The organism is Pseudomonas sp. CCI3.1 (genome assembly GCF_034313985.1).
Lineage (GTDB): Bacteria > Pseudomonadota > Gammaproteobacteria > Pseudomonadales > Pseudomonadaceae > Aquipseudomonas > Aquipseudomonas psychrophila.
Genome location: NZ_JAVIWO010000001.1, coordinates 3,070,691 through 3,087,824, shown reverse-complemented (window position 1 = coordinate 3,087,824; position 17,134 = coordinate 3,070,691). Strand labels below are relative to the sequence as shown.

The 17,134-nt window shown below is 57.5% G+C and carries 14 protein-coding genes and 2 tRNA genes; 12 read left to right on the top strand and 4 right to left on the bottom strand.

Going from position 1 to position 17,134, the window contains the following annotated elements:
- The first annotated feature begins 68 nt into the window (after positions 1–68).
- The 7 genes from RGV06_RS14040 to RGV06_RS14010 all read left to right on the top strand — a co-directional run bounded on the left by RGV06_RS14040 (position 69) and on the right by RGV06_RS14010 (position 7,499).
- On the top strand, positions 69–500 hold the full coding sequence (locus tag RGV06_RS14040) for a MarR family winged helix-turn-helix transcriptional regulator (protein WP_019824403.1): 432 nt from the start codon (positions 69–71) through the stop codon (positions 498–500).
- On the top strand, positions 497–2,587 hold the full coding sequence (locus RGV06_RS14035) for an FUSC family protein (protein ID WP_019824404.1): 2,091 nt from the start codon (positions 497–499) through the stop codon (positions 2,585–2,587). Before RGV06_RS14040 ends, RGV06_RS14035 begins: the two co-directional genes overlap by 4 nt.
- Positions 2,584–2,793: a DUF1656 domain-containing protein gene (locus RGV06_RS14030; RefSeq protein ID WP_019824406.1), complete on the top strand. Its 210-nt coding sequence runs from the start codon at positions 2,584–2,586 to the stop codon at positions 2,791–2,793. The genes RGV06_RS14035 and RGV06_RS14030 overlap by 4 nt, the downstream gene beginning before the upstream one ends.
- A complete protein-coding gene (locus RGV06_RS14025; RefSeq protein WP_019824408.1) occupies positions 2,790–3,692 on the top strand; it encodes an HlyD family secretion protein in 903 nt (300 codons plus the stop codon). The genes RGV06_RS14030 and RGV06_RS14025 overlap by 4 nt, the downstream gene beginning before the upstream one ends.
- Positions 3,689–5,134 carry an efflux transporter outer membrane subunit gene (locus tag RGV06_RS14020; RefSeq protein ID WP_322150238.1) on the top strand — a complete coding sequence of 482 codons (1,446 nt, stop codon included), beginning with the start codon at positions 3,689–3,691 and terminating at the stop codon, positions 5,132–5,134. The genes RGV06_RS14025 and RGV06_RS14020 overlap by 4 nt, the downstream gene beginning before the upstream one ends.
- A 107-nt stretch (positions 5,135–5,241) precedes the next feature.
- Complete coding sequence (locus tag RGV06_RS14015) at positions 5,242–5,886, top strand: hypothetical protein (protein ID WP_019824411.1); 645 nt, start codon at positions 5,242–5,244, stop codon at positions 5,884–5,886.
- A gap of 128 nt (positions 5,887–6,014) precedes the next feature.
- Entirely contained in the window at positions 6,015–7,499 is a 1,485-nt protein-coding gene (locus RGV06_RS14010; RefSeq protein ID WP_019824413.1) for a YdgA family protein, read from the top strand.
- 202 nt (positions 7,500–7,701) lie between these two features.
- Here the strand turns inward: RGV06_RS14010 and RGV06_RS14005 are convergent.
- Together RGV06_RS14005 and RGV06_RS14000 are read right to left on the bottom strand one after the other, a co-directional pair.
- Positions 7,702–7,792 (bottom strand) — tRNA-Ser (locus RGV06_RS14005).
- 185 nt (positions 7,793–7,977) lie between these two features.
- Positions 7,978–8,054, bottom strand: a tRNA-Arg gene (locus tag RGV06_RS14000).
- A gap of 348 nt (positions 8,055–8,402) precedes the next feature.
- Here RGV06_RS14000 and gabD point away from each other — a divergent pair.
- From gabD to RGV06_RS13985, 3 genes are all read left to right on the top strand, one after another.
- The gene (gene gabD, locus RGV06_RS13995; protein ID WP_019824415.1) at positions 8,403–9,845 is read left to right on the top strand and encodes an NADP-dependent succinate-semialdehyde dehydrogenase; all 1,443 of its coding nucleotides are present in this window, start codon (positions 8,403–8,405) and stop codon (positions 9,843–9,845) included.
- A 177-nt stretch (positions 9,846–10,022) separates the two neighbouring features.
- Entirely contained in the window at positions 10,023–11,306 is a 1,284-nt protein-coding gene (gene gabT / locus RGV06_RS13990; protein WP_019824417.1) for a 4-aminobutyrate--2-oxoglutarate transaminase, read from the top strand.
- Between the two features lie 144 nt (positions 11,307–11,450).
- Complete coding sequence (locus RGV06_RS13985) at positions 11,451–12,665, top strand: HDOD domain-containing protein (RefSeq protein WP_322150237.1); 1,215 nt, start codon at positions 11,451–11,453, stop codon at positions 12,663–12,665.
- 113 nt (positions 12,666–12,778) lie between these two features.
- On the opposite strand, the gene desA is transcribed toward RGV06_RS13985, so the two are convergent.
- Positions 12,779–13,963 (bottom strand): delta-9 fatty acid desaturase DesA, encoded by a 1,185-nt coding sequence (desA, locus tag RGV06_RS13980; protein WP_019824421.1) that lies wholly within the window; start codon positions 13,961–13,963, stop codon positions 12,779–12,781.
- 149 nt (positions 13,964–14,112) lie between these two features.
- Here desA and dibA point away from each other — a divergent pair, with 149 nt between their 5' ends.
- The gene (gene dibA, locus RGV06_RS13975; protein WP_322150235.1) at positions 14,113–16,035 is read left to right on the top strand and encodes a phosphodiesterase DibA; all 1,923 of its coding nucleotides are present in this window, start codon (positions 14,113–14,115) and stop codon (positions 16,033–16,035) included.
- 8 nt (positions 16,036–16,043) lie between these two features.
- Here the strand turns inward: dibA and RGV06_RS13970 are convergent, their stop codons facing one another.
- Positions 16,044–16,328 (bottom strand): hypothetical protein, encoded by a 285-nt coding sequence (locus RGV06_RS13970; RefSeq protein ID WP_019824424.1) that lies wholly within the window; start codon positions 16,326–16,328, stop codon positions 16,044–16,046.
- A gap of 124 nt (positions 16,329–16,452) precedes the next feature.
- Here RGV06_RS13970 and RGV06_RS13965 point away from each other — a divergent pair, with 124 nt between their 5' ends.
- Positions 16,453–17,112, top strand: a complete 660-nt coding sequence (locus RGV06_RS13965) for a glutathione S-transferase family protein (RefSeq protein WP_019824426.1) — start codon at positions 16,453–16,455, stop codon at positions 17,110–17,112.
- Positions 17,113–17,134: the final 22 nt, after the last annotated feature.

Here is a 17,134-nt window from a genome sequence, read left to right as displayed (position 1 = left end):
GCAATATTAATAGTTAGCAAACTAACATTATGTGACGCCTCTTGTCTGACACTCTCGATCTACTGCAAATGAGCATCAGCACCGGCATGGTGGTTGCGACTCGCCATTGGCGTCGCGTCTGCCAGGCTACGCTGGTCAACTACGGCATCTCCGAAGCCTGTGCCATGCCGCTATTGATTATCGGGCGCTTGGGGGAGGGAGTGAGACAAGTCACCGTGGCCCATGCAGCCGGTATGGAAAGCCCATCGCTGGTGCGTCTGCTCGATCAACTGTGCAAGGCCGGCTACGTGCGCCGTTGTGAAGATGCCAGCGACCGCCGCGCCAAAACCCTGAGTCTTACCGACACCGGTCGGGCGCTGGTGCAATCGATTGAAGCGCAGCTCGTGCAATTGAGAAGGACGGCTCTGGCAGGCATTTCGGTGGCTGACCAGGAAGCTGCGCTACGGGTGATCAAAGCGTTTGAAGCGGCCGGCCAACGGTCTGATGGAGCGATGAATTGAACGGGTTTTTCAGCAGCATGCCGCCTGCTCGTGACTGGTTCTACGGTGTGCGCACTTTCGCTGCCTCGATGATTGCGCTGTATATCGCGTTATTAATGGAAATGCCCCGTCCGTATTGGGCCATGGCCACGGTTTACATCGTCTCTAGCCCCTTCGTCGGGCCGACCAGTTCCAAGGCGGTATATCGCGCACTGGGTACCCTGATCGGGGCTGCCGCTGCCGTATTTTTTGTCCCGCTATTTGTGCAAACGCCCTTTTTGCTGGTGCTGGTGATTGCCCTCTGGACCGGCATCTTGCTGTTTCTGTCGCTGCACCTGCGCACGGCCAACAGTTACGTATTCATGCTTGCCGGCTACACCATGCCAATGATCGCGTTGCCGATTGTGGATAACCCGCTGAACGTCTTCGACATTGCCGTCTCGCGGACCGAAGAAATCATGCTCGGGATTGTGTGCGCGGCGGTGGTGGGCAGCATGTTCTGGCCTCGGCGCTTGACCCCGGTTTTTATCGACTCGGCCGCCAAGTGGTTTGCCGATGCGAGCAATTACAGCAAGCACTTCCTGGCTCGCGACGTTGAGCCGAGCAAAGCCAGCGGCCTGCGCGCCTCGATGGTCACGACCTTCAACAGTCTGGAGATGATGATTGGCCAACTGCCCCATGAGGGCGCGCACCCCCAGACCGTGCGCAATACCAAAGAATTGCGCGGGCGCATGATTCACTTGCTGCCTGTGGTCGATGCACTGGACGACGCACTCTACGCGCTGGAGCGTCGCGCCCCTGAACTGCTCGATAAAGTGACCCCCTTGCTCGACCACGCTCAGCGATGGCTTGAAAACACCCGGGACGGGGCTTCGATCGAACATTGGCAAGCCTTGCGCCATGAACTCGAAGCGCTGCAGCCCAGTGCCACCGCGCTGGATGATCGTCGCCAATTGGTGTTTTCCAATGTGCTGTATCGGTTGGGGGAATGGATCGACCTGTGGCAAGACTGCCGCAGTCTGCAAACAGCTATTTCCACGGGCAACCAGGAGGTCTGGCGTGCCGTATACCGCCATTGGCGCCTGGGCCGGCTGACGCCGTTTCTTGACCGCGGGCTGATGCTCTATTCGGCATTTTCCACTGTGACCGCGATTGTCGTCGCCTCAGTACTGTGGATATTGCTCGGCTGGACCGACGGCGCCAGCGCCGTGATTCTGGCTGCGGTTGCCTGCAGCTTCTTTGCCTCGATGGACGACCCGGCGCCGCAGATCTACCGGTTCTTTTTCTGGACCTCGCTATCAGTGGTATTCGCCAGCCTGTACCTGTTTGTGATCCTGCCCAACCTGCACGATTTCCCGATGCTGGTGCTGGCGTTCGCAGTGCCGTTCATCTGCGTCGGCACCCTGACCGTACAACCGCGTTTTTACCTGGGCACGTTGCTGACCATCGTCAACACCGCCTCGTTTATCAGCATTCAGGGCGCCTACGATGCGGACTTCATGGTGTTTATGAACGCCAACCTGGCAGGCCCCATCGGGCTGCTGTTTGCCTTCGTCTGGACCCTGATTGCGCGTCCGTTCGGTGCTGAGCTGGCGGCCAAGCGGCTGACGCGCTTCAGCTGGCGTGACATCGTCACCCTGACTCAGCCCGCGACGCTGGCCGAGCACCGCCACATGGGCGCGCAAATGCTCGATCGCCTCATGCAGCACTTGCCGCGTCTGGCCTTGACCGGGCAAGACACGGGCAGCGCTTTGCGTGACCTGCGGGTGGCACTCAACCTTCTGGATTTGCTGGCTTATGCGCCAAGGGTCACGGGAGTGCCGCAACGGCTGTTGCGTCAGGTGGTGAGCGATGTGGGTGACTATTTTTGCGCCTGCCTCAAGGCGGGTGAGCGTTTGCCCATGCCCCTGGGGCTGCAAATGACCATGGACCGCACTCGTCGCGCGCTCAACGCCAACGACCTGCAAGGCGAAGGTGAGGCGCGAGTGCACCTGCTGCACGCCCTTAGCGGGCTACGCTTGGCCTTGCTGCCTGGCGTCGAATTTATTGTCGACAACGACGACCTGCCACATCCTCAGGCTCAGAGCATTGATGGAGCGCCGCTATGATCGGTGACGTAGATATCAGCGGGGTATTCCTGCCCACGCTCCTGGTATTGATGGGCATTACCTATTTACTGTTTTTGGTGGTTCACGCGTTTCTGACGCGTGTGCACTTTTACCGTCTGGTCTGGCACCGGGCTTTGTTCAACGTCGGTCTCTACGCTCTGTTACTCGGCGTTGTGGATTCTTTTAGTCGATACCTGATGACATGAAAAAACCTTTACTGACCTTGGGCCGTGTCGTTCTCACCTTATTGGTGGTGACGTTTGCCTGCGTCGTGGTCTGGCGCATGACCATGTACTACATGTTTGCTCCCTGGACGCGCGATGCCCACATCCGCGCCGATATTGTGCAAATCGCCCCCGACGTTTCGGGCCTGATCAAGCAGGTCGATGTGCGTGACAACCAACTGGTCACCCGTGACCAGGTGCTGTTTGTCATCGACCAGGAGCGCTTCAAACTGGCTTTGCGCCAGGCCCAGGCCACTGTTGCCGATCGCAAGGAAACCCTGGCACAAGCCCAGCGAGAAAGTCGCCGTAACAAGGGGCTTGGCAATCTGGTCGCCCGTGAGTTGCTGGAAGAAAGCCAGTCCCGTGAAATGCGCGCTCAAGCGGCTCTCACCGAAGCCCAAGTGGCCGTGGACAGCGCCCAACTCAACCTGGACCGCACGGTCGTGCGCAGCCCGGTTGATGGTTACGTCAATGACCGGGCACCACGGGTCAATGAGTTCGTAACGGCAGGTCGGCCAGTGTTGTCGATCGTCGATAGCACCTCGTTCCACATCGACGGTTACTTTGAGGAGACCAAACTCGATGGCATCCATGTCGGTCAGAGCGTTGATATCCGCGTGATTGGTGACAATGCACGCTTGCGCGGTCATGTCGAAAGCATCGTGGCGGGTATCGAAGACCGTGACCGTACCAGCGGCCAGAACCTGTTGCCCAACGTCAACCCTGCTTTCAGCTGGGTGCGGCTGGCGCAACGGATTCCAGTGCGCATTGTGTTTGACGACGTGCCTGAGGACTTCCGCATGATCGCCGGTCGCACCGCGACAGTGTCCATCATTGAAGACTCACCCAAAGCCAAACCTGCCCAGGAGAGTGCGCGATGAAAGCCGTTCACCTGGCAGCCGTAGGGCTGGGTTTGCTGCTGTCAGGTTGCCAGTTGCTTGGCCCCGATTACCACCTGCCCAAAGACGCGGCCATGCAACGTCCGGACTTGCAAGGCGAACTGGCGGGTGAGGGCGCCAACGTGATGTCAGCGCCAGTTCCCGATGATTGGTGGAAGCTCTATAAAGATCCGAAACTCAACGAGCTGGTGCGTCAGGCAATGGCCTCCAACACCGACTTGCGGGTCGCGGCGGCGAACCTGTCGCGGGCGCGGGCTCAGGTTGAGCAAGCACAATCGGCCGGTGGCTGGAGCGGTTCGATGAAGGCAGGGGCTCAGCGTCTGCAAGAGTCCGGTGAGGCCTTCCTGCTGGCCGATAAAGTCCCCGTTGCCAACGTGGGTGACCTGGGCATCAGCACCTCGTATCAATTCGATTTGTGGGGCACCTTGCAGCGCGGTATTGAAGCTGCACAAGCCAACGCTGATGCCACTCAGGCCGCGGCGGACACCGCGCGCATCACCTTGGTAGCGGATGTGGTGCGAGCGTACACCCAGGTGTGCGCGGCCAATGAAGAACACCACATCGCAGAACAATCTCTCAAGCTGCAAGCCCAAAGCACCAGCCTGACCCAGCGCCTGCGTGATGCGGGCCGCGGTGACGAAACTCAAGTCACCCGTTCCGAAACCCAGTTCAAATCGCTGCGGGCAGAATTGCCGCGATACGAGGCGTTGCGCCAGTCCGGCCTGTTCCGTCTGTCGATGTTGCTGGCCAAGCCGCTGGACCAACTGCCTCCCGGCGTTGCCACCTGCGCCGAGCTGCCGCACATCGCGCAACTGCTGCCTGTAGGCGACGGTGCGGCACTGCTCAAGCGCCGCCCTGACGTGCGTCAGGCCGAACGCCATCTGGCGGCTGCAACCGCTGAGATTGGTGTGGCTACAGGCTCCCTGTATCCGGACATCAGCATTGGCGCCAGCGTTGGTACGGTGGGGCTGCTGGAAAACCTTGGGACGGCACCGGCCAACCGCTGGGGCTTTGGGCCGTTGCTGAGCTGGACCATTCCGACCAATGGCTCGCGGGCTCGAATTCGTGAAGCTGAGGCCGTCACCCAGGGTGCCCTGGCCAAGTTCGATGGCGTAGTGCTCAACGCCATCCGCGAAACCCAGACCAGCCTGGTGCAATACACCGCGTTGTTGCAGCGTCGCGATGCATTGGCAGAGGCTGAGTTGTCGGCCAAAACCGCAGCCGATCAAACCCACCAGTTCTTCCAGGCAGGGCGCGAGTCATTCCTGGCTGACCTGCAAGCAACCCGTACCTACACCGATATGCGCGCGCAATTGTCTGCGGCCAACACCCAGGTTGCCATGAGCCAGATTGATCTGTTTTTGGCTCTGGGCGGCGGCTGGGAAAGCGGACGAACGCAAGCCCCGGCAAACGCGAAACCCTGACAGCGTTGCTATGCTCTGAACTATCGGTATCAGAACGATGGTTCAGGGCGTTTGCGGGTCTGTAGCCCTCCTCATCGTGCAGACCATGCCTGATGGGGATACTAATAATGAAAAACCCTTATGCTCCTGGTTTCTGGTGTGCAGTAGCGGCAGTCGTGTTGCTCTCGGCGACTTACTTCTACGGCATCATGCTGGCGCACCAGATCGACAAGGCAATGATCTTCCTCGACAGTGCCAGCGCCCTGATTGCCGTGCTGGCCATCGTGGTTGTCGCGTGCGCCCTGGTGCAAACCCGGCAAATCAAAAAGCGCCAGATCACCCAAGGCCAGACCCGTGTCCTGATTTGGGACACCAAAGTTGCGTTGCGCCGGGTCGAGACGGTTTTCGACCGCTACTTCTGGGGGAGCTATTGGCAGCCAGGCCGAACCTTCCAGGAGTTCATGGGCGAACTCACCGGCACCCCGCTGGAAAAAAGCCTCGAAGCCCTTAAAGCTCAATGCCTGCAACTCGATAAAGCCCTGCCATCCGAAGATCGCCAATGGCTCGACAATGCCCGTGAGCTCTCGGATGTCGCGGCGGCGATGGCCCGTGAGCGATACCAGCTGGATTATTCGGACGTTTCTTTCAATTCCGTAGGAGAAACCTGCATCGATCACGATCTGGAAGTGCTGGTGTATACCTGGAGTGCCAGCCTCAAGAGCTTTGATCATCAACTTGATGAAATCGATCAGCGTTACGCTCAGCCCGCATGATGTCTGCCGTCACGCAAGAGCAGCGCCTGCTCTATCGCCAGTGTTAACCTGCTAGCACTTTGGGCCCATGAAGGGCTTTGCAAAGACCGCATTACTTTCAACACAACGGACATTGAACGGGTCAATTGATGAACAAACCATTAGGCGTGCTGGCAGGGATTGTGATTGTTGTTGGGGCACTGAATACCGCCGGGGCGTGGTACACCGGCAGCAAAATCGAGGGTGTGTTGCAGGCTGCGATTGTGCAATCCAACCAGGAACTGGCAACCCAACTCCAGGGCTCCACCACCCACGGCACTCTCGAACTGGTGTCTATTGAGCGCAACCTCTACAGCAGCACCGCGCACTACCGCCTGAAAATCCAGGACGACAAAGCGGGCCCGGACGCACAGCCCGTGGAGTTGCTGTTTGTCGATAACATCGAGCATGGCCCGCTGCCATGGTCGCGCATCAAGACGTTCAAGTGGATGCCAGTAATGGCGGTCAACAACTACGCGCTGGAAAAGTCCCCTTTTACCGAAAAATGGTTTGCTGCCACCAAAGATCAGACCCCGCTCAAAGGCCAGGTCACCATGGGCTATAACCGCTCGGTTGATGGTCATATGGAACTGGTGGCACTTGAGACCAAACTGGACGACAACTCCACCTTCAGCTTCTCGGGCCTGACCATGGAGGCTCAAACCGATGCCGAGGGCCAGAACCTGAAAGCCAAAGGCTACATGGACCACCTCAAGATCCACGCGGTAACGGTCGACAAACCACCGGTACTGGTTGAACTCAATGGCCTGACCCTCGCCAGCGACCTGAAAAAAACTCCATTTGGCTTCTATCTCGGCCAGAACGTGATGGTGCTGAGCGAAGGCCAGCTGACTTATGGCGCAGCCCAATCCGTCATCAAGCTCAAAAACTTTGAATACGCGGACTCTGCTTCTGCCAACGACAACTTGATGTCCGGACGCCTGTCCTACAAGGTGGGTGAAGTCACCCTGGACGGCAAGCCAGTAGGCAGCGCGCAAATGGTCCTGACTGCCAGCAGCCTGGATATCCCGGCCATGCAATCGCTGATGCAGATCTATCAGAGCAAATTCCAGCCTCAGGCCGATGGCACCTTGCCGCAAACACCGCTGACTCCGGCGGAGCAAGTACTGATGCAGGTACAAGTTGAAAAAATGCTGGCCGCCAAACCGCAGCTGGCGCTGGAAAAATTCACGATCAAAACCGAAAACGGTGAAAGTCAGTTCAACGTTGCCATGAGCCTGGCCAAGCCGGCCTCATTTGAGGGCGCGCCTGTCGAAGTCACCAAGCAGATGCTGACCGCGCTGGATGCAAAGCTGCTGCTGTCCAAGCCGATGATTGCTGACCTGTCAGCTGTTCAGGCGCAACTGGTCGGTCAGACTGACCCGCAAGCCATTGCCAAAATGGCCAGCATGAACAGCGAGATGGCAGGGGTAATGGCGGTGCAAACCGGGTTGGCCAAAGTGGATGGCAACAACATCCTGGCCTCGCTCAATTACGCGGAAGGCCAGGTGGACCTCAATGGTCAAAAAATGAGCCTGGAAGACTTCATCACTGCAATGACCACCCGATTTGGCGGTGTAGCCAGCCAGCAGTAAATCACTCATGGGAGCGGGCTTTCCCGCGATTGCATCGCTGCGGTTCAACTGAGAACCGCAGCGCCTGCATCGCGAGTAATCCTGTGCCCACTGTTTTCTGCAGACGCGACAAAACCACGCGCAAATGCACGTCGGGTTCAATTCGAAAGGGGGAAACACGGTTCCCTTGAACAAGGGAACGTATTTAGAAACGGCGTAAATATGGCGGAGAACGGGGGATTCGAACCCCCGACACCCTTTTGAGGTGTACTCCCTTAGCAGGGGAGCGCCTTCGGCCACTCGGCCAGCTCTCCGCAAAACGCCGGCTATAGTAACCAGCCTTTCGTCAGTTGCCCATAAAAATTTAACCTGCCCTGCATTTTGCTGAAAAAAGACCGAAATACAGGCACGTGAAGACTCGCCGGGTTCTCGGCGAGAGGCAAGTGAGCTTTGAAGAATGGTGGTTTTGACGCTGCTCCCTTGAACAAGGGAAAGAAGATGGTGCACCAGGCGGGATTCGAACCCACGACCACTGCCTTCGGAGGGCAGTACTCTATCCAGCTGAGCTACTGGTGCGACGCGGGCGCCATAATACTCATCTGCGTGTCCCCCGTCCATGCTGCTGATTCGTCAGGTGTTTATTGGTGCGTTATGGGCTATTAATGGGGGCCGGGTGAAAAAGCCGTAAAATATAGCCGCTTGTTCTTTTTTTCGAACAGGCTATTGTCCTTTACCCCCTTTGACCCTAGGATTCGTTTGAGATTTCAAACGCTCTTGTCTGAGTGCTAAACCGCACGGCTAACTCTTTGTGCGTTTTCTAGATACTTTGGCAGTGAATGACTTCCTGACGGCAGCCTTCTATGGCGCCTTTCTACTTTTAATAATTCGCTCCGCGCCTGCGCGGTGCTGTTAAGGAAAGCCCACATGCAGCTCAAAGACGCACAGTTGTTCCGCCAACAAGCCTATATCGATGGTGCTTGGGTTGATGCGGACGGTGGCCAGACAATTAAGGTCAACAACCCGGCTACCGGTGAAATCATCGGTACAGTGCCAAAAATGGGCGCGGTTGAAACCCGTCGTGCCATTGAAGCCGCTGACAATGCGTTGCCCGCTTGGCGTGCACTGACCGCCAAAGAGCGTGCAAACAAGCTGCGTCGCTGGTTTGAGCTGCTGATCGAAAACCAGGACGACCTTGGTCGCCTCATGACCCTGGAACAAGGCAAGCCTCTGGCCGAAGCCAAGGGCGAAATCGTTTACGCCGCTTCGTTCATCGAGTGGTTCGCCGAAGAAGCCAAGCGCGTTTATGGTGACGTGATCCCGGGCCATCAGCCAGACAAGCGTCTGATCGTGATCAAACAACCGATTGGCGTGACCGCTGCCATTACTCCGTGGAATTTCCCTGCGGCCATGATCACCCGTAAAGCGGGCCCGGCCTTGGCTGCTGGCTGCACCATGGTGATCAAGCCTGCTTCGCAAACTCCGTTCTCGGCGTTGGCACTGGTTGAGCTGGCACACCGTGCCGGCATCCCTAAAGGCGTGCTGAGCGTTGTGACCGGCAGTGCGGGTGACATTGGCGGCGAGCTGACCAGCAACCCGATCGTGCGCAAACTGTCTTTCACGGGCTCGACCGAAATCGGTCGTCAACTGATGGCCGAATGCGCCAAAGACATTAAGAAAGTGTCGCTGGAACTGGGCGGCAACGCACCTTTCATCGTGTTTGACGACGCGGACCTGGATAAGGCCGTCGAAGGCGCGATCATTTCCAAATACCGCAACAACGGCCAGACCTGTGTTTGTGCAAACCGCCTCTACATTCAGGATTCGGTCTACGACGCGTTCGCTGAAAAACTGAAAGTGGCCGTGGCCAAGCTCAAGATCGGCAACGGTCTGGACGAAGGCACCACCACAGGCCCGCTGATTGACGACAAGGCCGTGGCCAAGGTCAAAGAGCACATCGCTGACGCACTGAGCAAAGGCGCCACTCTGCTGACTGGCGGCAACAGCCTGGAAGGCAGCTTCTTCGAGCCGACCATTCTGATCAACGTGCCGAAAAACGCAGCCGTGGCGAAGGAAGAAACCTTCGGTCCGCTGGCGCCACTGTTCCGCTTCAAAGACGAAGCTGAAGTGATCGCAATGGCCAACGACACCGAGTTCGGTCTGGCGTCGTACTTCTATGCCCGCGACTTGAGCCGTGTGTTCCGTGTGGCTGAAGCCCTGGAATACGGCATGGTGGGTGTAAACACCGGCCTGATCTCCAACGAAGTCGCGCCGTTCGGCGGGATCAAGGCTTCGGGCCTGGGCCGTGAAGGCTCGAAGTACGGCATCGAAGATTATCTGGAAATCAAATATCTCTGCCTGGGCATCTAAACCCGGCGGGTGGTTCAAGCAGAGGGGGCACGAGAGCGATGCTTCCCCTGCGTTTCAAACTGTTAATTTTTGTGGCCGGGAGCGCCATGCCAGTCGATCATCGCATGCTGGCCTGTTGTCTTCCCGGCGCGTCAGCCTTGAACCACGCCGCTTGATGAGCGGCGAATGAGGAACACCATGAGCAACAAGACCAACGCATCCCTGATGAAACGCCGTGAAGCTGCTGTCCCGCGCGGTGTTGGCCAGATCCACCCGATCTTTGCCGAGTCAGCGAAGAACGCCACCGTAACTGACGTTGAAGGTCGTGAATTTATCGACTTTGCGGGCGGTATCGCGGTACTGAACACCGGTCACCTGCACCCGAAAATCATTGCTGCGGTGCAAGAGCAACTGACCAAACTGACCCACACCTGTTTCCAGGTACTGGCTTACGAGCCGTACGTTGAACTGTGCGAAAAGATCAACGCCAAAGTGCCGGGCAATTTCGACAAGAAAACCCTGTTGGTCACCACCGGTTCTGAAGCCGTAGAAAACGCGGTGAAAATTGCCCGCGCTGCTACAGGCCGTGCTGGCGTGATCGCGTTCACTGGCGCGTACCACGGTCGCACCATGATGACCCTGGGCCTGACCGGCAAAGTCGTACCGTACTCGGCAGGCATGGGCCTGATGCCAGGCGGTATCTTCCGCGCTCTGTTCCCGTGCGAAATGCATGGCGTCTCGGTTGACGATTCCATCGCCAGTATCGAACGCATCTTCAAAAACGATGCCGAGCCTAAAGACATCGCGGCCATCATCATCGAGCCGGTACAGGGCGAAGGTGGTTTCTACGTGGCGCCCAAAGCGTTCATGGCCCGCCTGCGCGAACTGTGCGACAAGCACGGCATCTTGCTGATCGCTGACGAAGTGCAAACCGGCGCTGGCCGTACTGGCACCTTCTTCGCCATGGAACAGATGGGCGTTACTGCCGACCTGACCACCTTCGCCAAATCCATTGCGGGCGGCTTCCCGTTGGCCGGTGTGTGTGGCAAGGCTGAATACATGGACGCCATTGCACCAGGCGGTCTGGGCGGCACCTATGCTGGTAGCCCGATTGCTTGCGCAGCTGCCCTGGCAGTGCTTGAGGTGTTTGAAGAGGAACACCTGCTGGATCGCTGCAAAGAAGTTGGCGAGCGTCTGGTCACTGGCCTCAAGGCCATTCAGGCCAAGTACCCCGTGATCGGTGACGTGCGTGCGCTGGGTGCGATGATCGCGGTCGAGCTGTTCGAAGGCGGCGACTCCCACAAGCCAAACGCGGCTGCAGTGGCGCAAGTGGTTGCCAAGGCTCGCGATAAAGGTTTGATCCTGCTGTCGTGCGGCACTTACGGCAACGTCCTGCGTGTGCTGGTTCCACTGACTTCGCCAAACGAGCAGTTGGACAAAGGCCTGGCCATCATCGAAGAGTGCTTCGCTGAACTGGCTTGAGTCCACCCTTGAGGGTGTGATCTGAGACACAAAAAAACCGCTTCGGCGGTTTTTTTGCGTTTGAACTATCTGTTTGGGTGATTTTTTCTGTAACCCCGTACGGCCTTTGACTAAGGTGCAGGCATTGTGCGGAGAGAAAATTGGATGACGGTTGTAGATTTAAGCGCGGTGCCCACTGTATTGATCGCCGAGGCCGACCCCTGGACTCAGGACTTGCTCAAGCAGGTGGTGCTGACGGTACGTTGTGATGCTCAGCTGGATGTATGTGGGGATGGTCAGCAGGCGCTCGCGCAGTTGAGCAAAAAACACTACGGACTTGTGATTGCTGATCGTGATTTGCCCGGAGTCAGCGGCCTGGATTTGTTGCGCACTGTGCGTCAGCGCCGGGCTGTTCCAGCGCAGCCTTTTATTTTGCTGAGTGCGCGCAATGACAGCGCCAGTGTGCGCGAAGCATTGCCGCTGGCGCCAACAGCCTACCTGACGACACCGCTGGACATTGCCGGCCTGACCAGGCGCCTCAAGGGGCTGCTGCTGACCGCGGGGCAAGAGATTTCGTGCGAAGTGCCGGCACTGGTCCCCGGCATGACCCTCAAGCGGTTTCTGGAGCAGCACCGAGCCTCTTCAGATGGCGCGCCGCTTCTGGTGGATGCGCAGTCGGCGCTCAACAGCAGCCTCACTCCCGAGGGGTTGGACCTTGCACTGCTAGAGCAGGCCGTGCGCACTGACCCACAAATTACCGCGGTCATGATTGCGGCGGCCAACAGCGCTGCACAGCACCGCATTGACCCTGCCCAGACACTTGCCCAAGCGTTGCAGATGCTCGGACCTGCGCAGAGCATGAACCTTGTCCTTGGGCTGACGCTAAAGCGCAGCGCGCAACTGACGGACCCTTGCCTGGCGGATTACGCCGAACAGCAGTGGGCTGTGTCATTGCGTACGGCGCAGTATGGTTTTGAGCTGGCGGGCATGCTTAACCTGGATCAAGAGCGTTGCTACTGTGCCGGGTTGTTGCATCGGTTGGGCGATCTGGCCTTGTTGCGCAGCCTTGAGGCGTGGCAGCAGGCCGGTGGCGAGCTCGACACCCTTGCCATTGACGCGTCATTGAGCGAATTCGGAGCCGCCTACGGCTCGGCCTTGCGCACGCGCTGGCGTTTGCCGCTGGAGTTGCGTGAGTTGATAGCGGCGATTTATCACTTGGGTGGCGGAGTGTATTCACGCGAAGCGCTGGTGATGAGTCTGGCGGCGCAAGTCGCCAATCTGGAATCGGAAGAGGGGATTGCCGAGGTGGCTGGCGGGAAGACGGCTCGCTTGTTGCGAGTAGGCATGTCGCAGCTTTTGCAGTTGATCGATAAACCGTAACGGTGGGAGCGGGCTTGCTCGCGATTCAGGCGTCGCGGTTTGTCAGGCAAACCGCGGTGATTGCATCGCGAGCAAGCCCGCTCCCACCTGATCGGTGGAGGCGGGGCCAGTCTTTAAACCGCCGCAGGTCGCAGCGAGTAGGTCTTGAGCTGGTGAGCAAATTCGCGCAGCGACTGAATCCCGCTGGCTTCTGCTTCGTGTATCCATTCCTTGATCGCTGCCAGCATGTCGTGACCATTGGTGCTGGTCTTGACCCAGATCTGTTGCAGGGCCAGGCGCTTCTCGTAAATCACTTTGAGCGAATGGCTATGCTCCAGCATCGTTTCGATACGCTGGTGATGACGCTCTTCAAGCAGGCTGGTCTCACGGGAAAGCAGGCGCTTGGCACGGCGGAACTGGTGGCGCACCGAGTGATCGACCTTGGCCAGCTCTTGCTGAACCAGAGGCGCAATGACCAGCTTTCGGTACTGCGCCATGATCTGGAAACGGTTGTTGAGGATCGCCATCGCGGTGTCCATGTCCAGATTGCCTTTGCCTTCCACCCGATGGGCAATTGGCGCGACACGCTGCACCTTGGCCAGACGCAAAAAGCTGAAGACTTTTATCCAGGCCCAGCCCAGGTCGAACTCCCATTTCTTGACCGACAGCTTGGCCGAGTTGGGGTAGGTGTGATGGTTGTTGTGCAGCTCTTCGCCGCCAATGATGATGCCCCACGGCACCAGATTGGTGGCCGCGTCGCGGCACTCAAAGTTGCGATAACCCACTGCATGGCCCAGACCGTTGACCACGCCTGCAGCCCATACCGGGATCCACATCATCTGGATGGCCCAGATGGTCAGGCCGATGGCGCCGAACAGCAGCAGGTCGATGACCAGCATGATTGCCACACCCAGCATTTTGTAACGCGAATAAACATTTCGCTCAATCCAGTCTTCAGGGCAATTTTTGCCGTAAATACGCAATGTCTCAGGATTTTGAGCTTCTTCGCGATACAGCTCTGCACCTTTTCGCAAAACGGTCGATAACCCTTTGATAACCGGGCTGTGCGGGTCATCAACGGTTTCGCATTTGGCGTGGTGTTTGCGGTGGATGGCTGTCCACTCACGGGTGTTCTGTGCCGTGGTCAACCAAAGCCAGAAGCGGAAAAAGTGTTTCAGGCCACCGTTGAGCTCCAGCGAGCGATGGGCTGAGTAGCGGTGTAGATAAACCGTGACACCGATAATGGTCACGTGGGTCATCAACAGAGTGACTGCCACCAGTTGCCAGGCCGACAAGTCGAGAAAACCGTTGTACCACATAGGCTGTTTGGCCCTCGGGAAGATGAAAAAAACTGCAACACGCATTATCACCATGCAGCCAGATAAAACCAGTCGCCCTTTCAGATAAGAGTGCCTGGATGTTTCTTACACTATAATTCCCATTTTTTTGTAGGTGCTTTATCTTTCTTATGTCCGTTTCCTCTCGAGATGCCTTGCGTACGGCCTTGTTATACGGGCTGCTATCGGTTTTCTGGCTGCTGATAACTGATCATTTATTGAACAGTTATTTCGATGATTCAGCCCAGCTGGCGAAGTGGCAACTGATAAACGGCTATGTTTTTGCTCTGTTCAGTGCCGTGTTGATTTTTTTTGCCCGGGCTCGCCTGTTCGGTTTTTTGGGCATAAGCCCCGGCTTGAAGCGCCAGCGTCAGGACCAAGAACGCCTGCGCCAGGCAGCCGTGGTTTTTGACTGTACGCGCGAAGGAGTGCTGGTCAGCGACAGTCGCGGCGTGATTGTGCATGTGAACCGAGCGTTGGTTGAGATCACCGGCTATTCGGCCGAAGAGGTGCTGGGCCACCGACCGAACATGTTCAAGTCGGGTCGCCACGGTCCTGCATTCTATGAGGCGATGTTTAAGTCGATTGATGAAAGCGGTGACTGGCACGGGGAGATCTGGAACCGGCGCAAGAGTGGCGAGGTTTATCCGCAATGGCAGACAGTCCGCTCCATTACTGATGACAAGGGGCAGGTCACTCACTATGTCGCAGTTTTTTCGGATATTTCGGCGATCAAGCACTCCCAGAACGAACTGGCACGACTGGTTCACCATGATCCGCTGACAGACTTGCCCAATCGGCTGTTGTTTACTGACCGTACCGAGCAGGCCCTGGCGTTTGCGCAACGCCATGAGACGGGTTGTGCGCTGCTGATGATCGACCTTGATCACTTCAAGATCATCAATGACAGCCTTGGCCATAACATCGGTGATCTTTTGCTCAAGGCAGTCGCTGATCGTTTGCTGAGGATATTTGGCAAGGGCTTCACGGTGGCCCGTCTGGGTGGCGATGAATTTGCCGTGCTGGTCGATAATTGCCCGCAAGTGGCTCATGCCGCCAATGCCGCGCAACAGGTCCTGGAAGTCATGAAGGGTGCATTCGATGTCGATAAACATCAGTTGTTTATCAGCGCCAGTATTGGCATCAGCGTGTTCCCCAAAGATGCATTGAACGCCGAGCAACTGTTGCGCAATGCCGACTCGGCCCTGTTCAAGGCTAAAAGCATCGGGCGTGAAGGCTACGCCTTGTACACCGAAGAGCTGACCGCCCATGCGCAATACCGTATCGAGGTAGCCGGTGATTTACGCCGCGCCCTGGAGCAGCAAGAACTGCGAGTGTATTACCAGCCGGTGCACGATCTGCACACCAGTCGCCTGATTGGTGTTGAAGCGTTGGTGCGCTGGGAGCATCCACTGCGGGGGCTGTTGTCGCCGGGAGAGTTTATTCCGATCGCCGAGCGCACCGGATTGATTGCAGAAATTGACGCTTGGGTGCTGGAGCAGGCCTGTTGGCAGATGGTTCAGTGGCAAGCGGCTGGCCTGAAATTGTCATTTGTGGCGGTGAACATTTCCAGCCGGTTATTTGCGCGACCTGAGTTGTACACGCTGGTTTCAACGGTACTGGCAGACACGGGGCTGGACCCATCGTTGCTGGAGCTGGAGGTGACCGAAAGTGCGGTGATGGATAACTCTCAAGTCGCACTGGAGCAGATGCATCGCCTTCGAGCGCTGGGTTTGCGCCTGGCCATCGATGATTTTGGTACCGGCTTTTCATCGTTGCTGCGACTCAAGCGATTACCTGTGCAGAAGCTGAAAATCGATCAGGGATTTGTCGCCGGGTTACCCGGTGACAATGATGATGTGGCGATCGTGCGCGCGGTTATCGCGCTAGGCCAAAGCATGGGCCTGCAGGTGCATGCCGAAGGGATAGAGCAAGTCGAGCAGGCGCGGTTCCTGCTCGACCTTAACTGCAACCTGGGTCAGGGCTACTGGTTCGGGCGTCCGATGCCGGCCAAGGAACTTGACTGGCAACGGGCACCTGCCATTCGCACCTGAGCTGTGGTTCAGTTCTTCTCTGGCGGCAACGTTGGCAGTGCGCGCAGGGCGGTTTCATACCACTCGGTGTTGAAGGCGCGGTCTTCTTCGAGGATCGCGTCAATCTCCACGGCCAGCACGTGGGCCATCATCTGCAGAATGTCTTCACGCTCGTAGCCGACCAGCGTCAGCTTGTTGAACGTGGCTTTGGCGGCAGGCGGGTTGTCGCTTTCAATCTGGTTTTCAATGGCCTGAATCAGCGTGGACTCGGCAAACTCTTCTTCTTCGTTATCGATATCAACTGGCTCGCTCATGGCAGGCTCCTTAAGTAAAGACGGCCAGTCTAACGGTATTCAGCCTGATGATGCTGCTAGCCAGTCCAGTAACGAAGCTCTATAAGAGTCGCTGCCAACCCCTACACGGCCCGGAGGCTTTGTGATGCTCAAGCTTTATGGATTCTCAGTCAGTAACTACTACAACATGGTCAAACTGGCGCTGCTGGAGAAGGGCGTACCTTTTGAGGAAGTGCCGTTTTTTGCCGGTCAAAGCCCTGAGGCACTCGCCATCAGCCCCCGTGGCAAAGTTCCGGTACTGGGCGTTGAACAAGGTTACGTCAATGAAACCAGCGTGATCCTCGAGTACATCGAACAGACCCAGCCAGGCCCAAAACTGTTGCCGGTGGATCCGTTTGAGCGCGCTCAAGTGCTGGCGCTGGCCAAGGAAATCGAGCTGTACATCGAATTACCTGCACGCGCGTGCTACGCCGAAGCTTTCTTCGGCATGACAGTGCCGGAAGCGATCAAGGAAAAAGCGCGGACCGAGCTGCTGGAGGGCATGGCTTCATTGGGGCGTCACGGCAAGTTCGCACCTTATGTGGCGGGTGAAACCCTGAGTGTTGCGGATATTTACTTTGTCTTCAGCGTCAATCTGGCCTGTGCCGTAGGCCACAAGGTGTTTGGTCTGGACCTGCTGGCTGAAATGCCGGGGGCCAGGGCGTTGCTGGAGCGACTGGAGCAAAACCCGCACGTGCAAAAAATTGCCGCTGACAAAGAGGCCGCCATGCCGCAGTTTCTGGCCTGGATCAGCAGCAAGAAATAACGCGGGTAGTGGCGCTGAATAA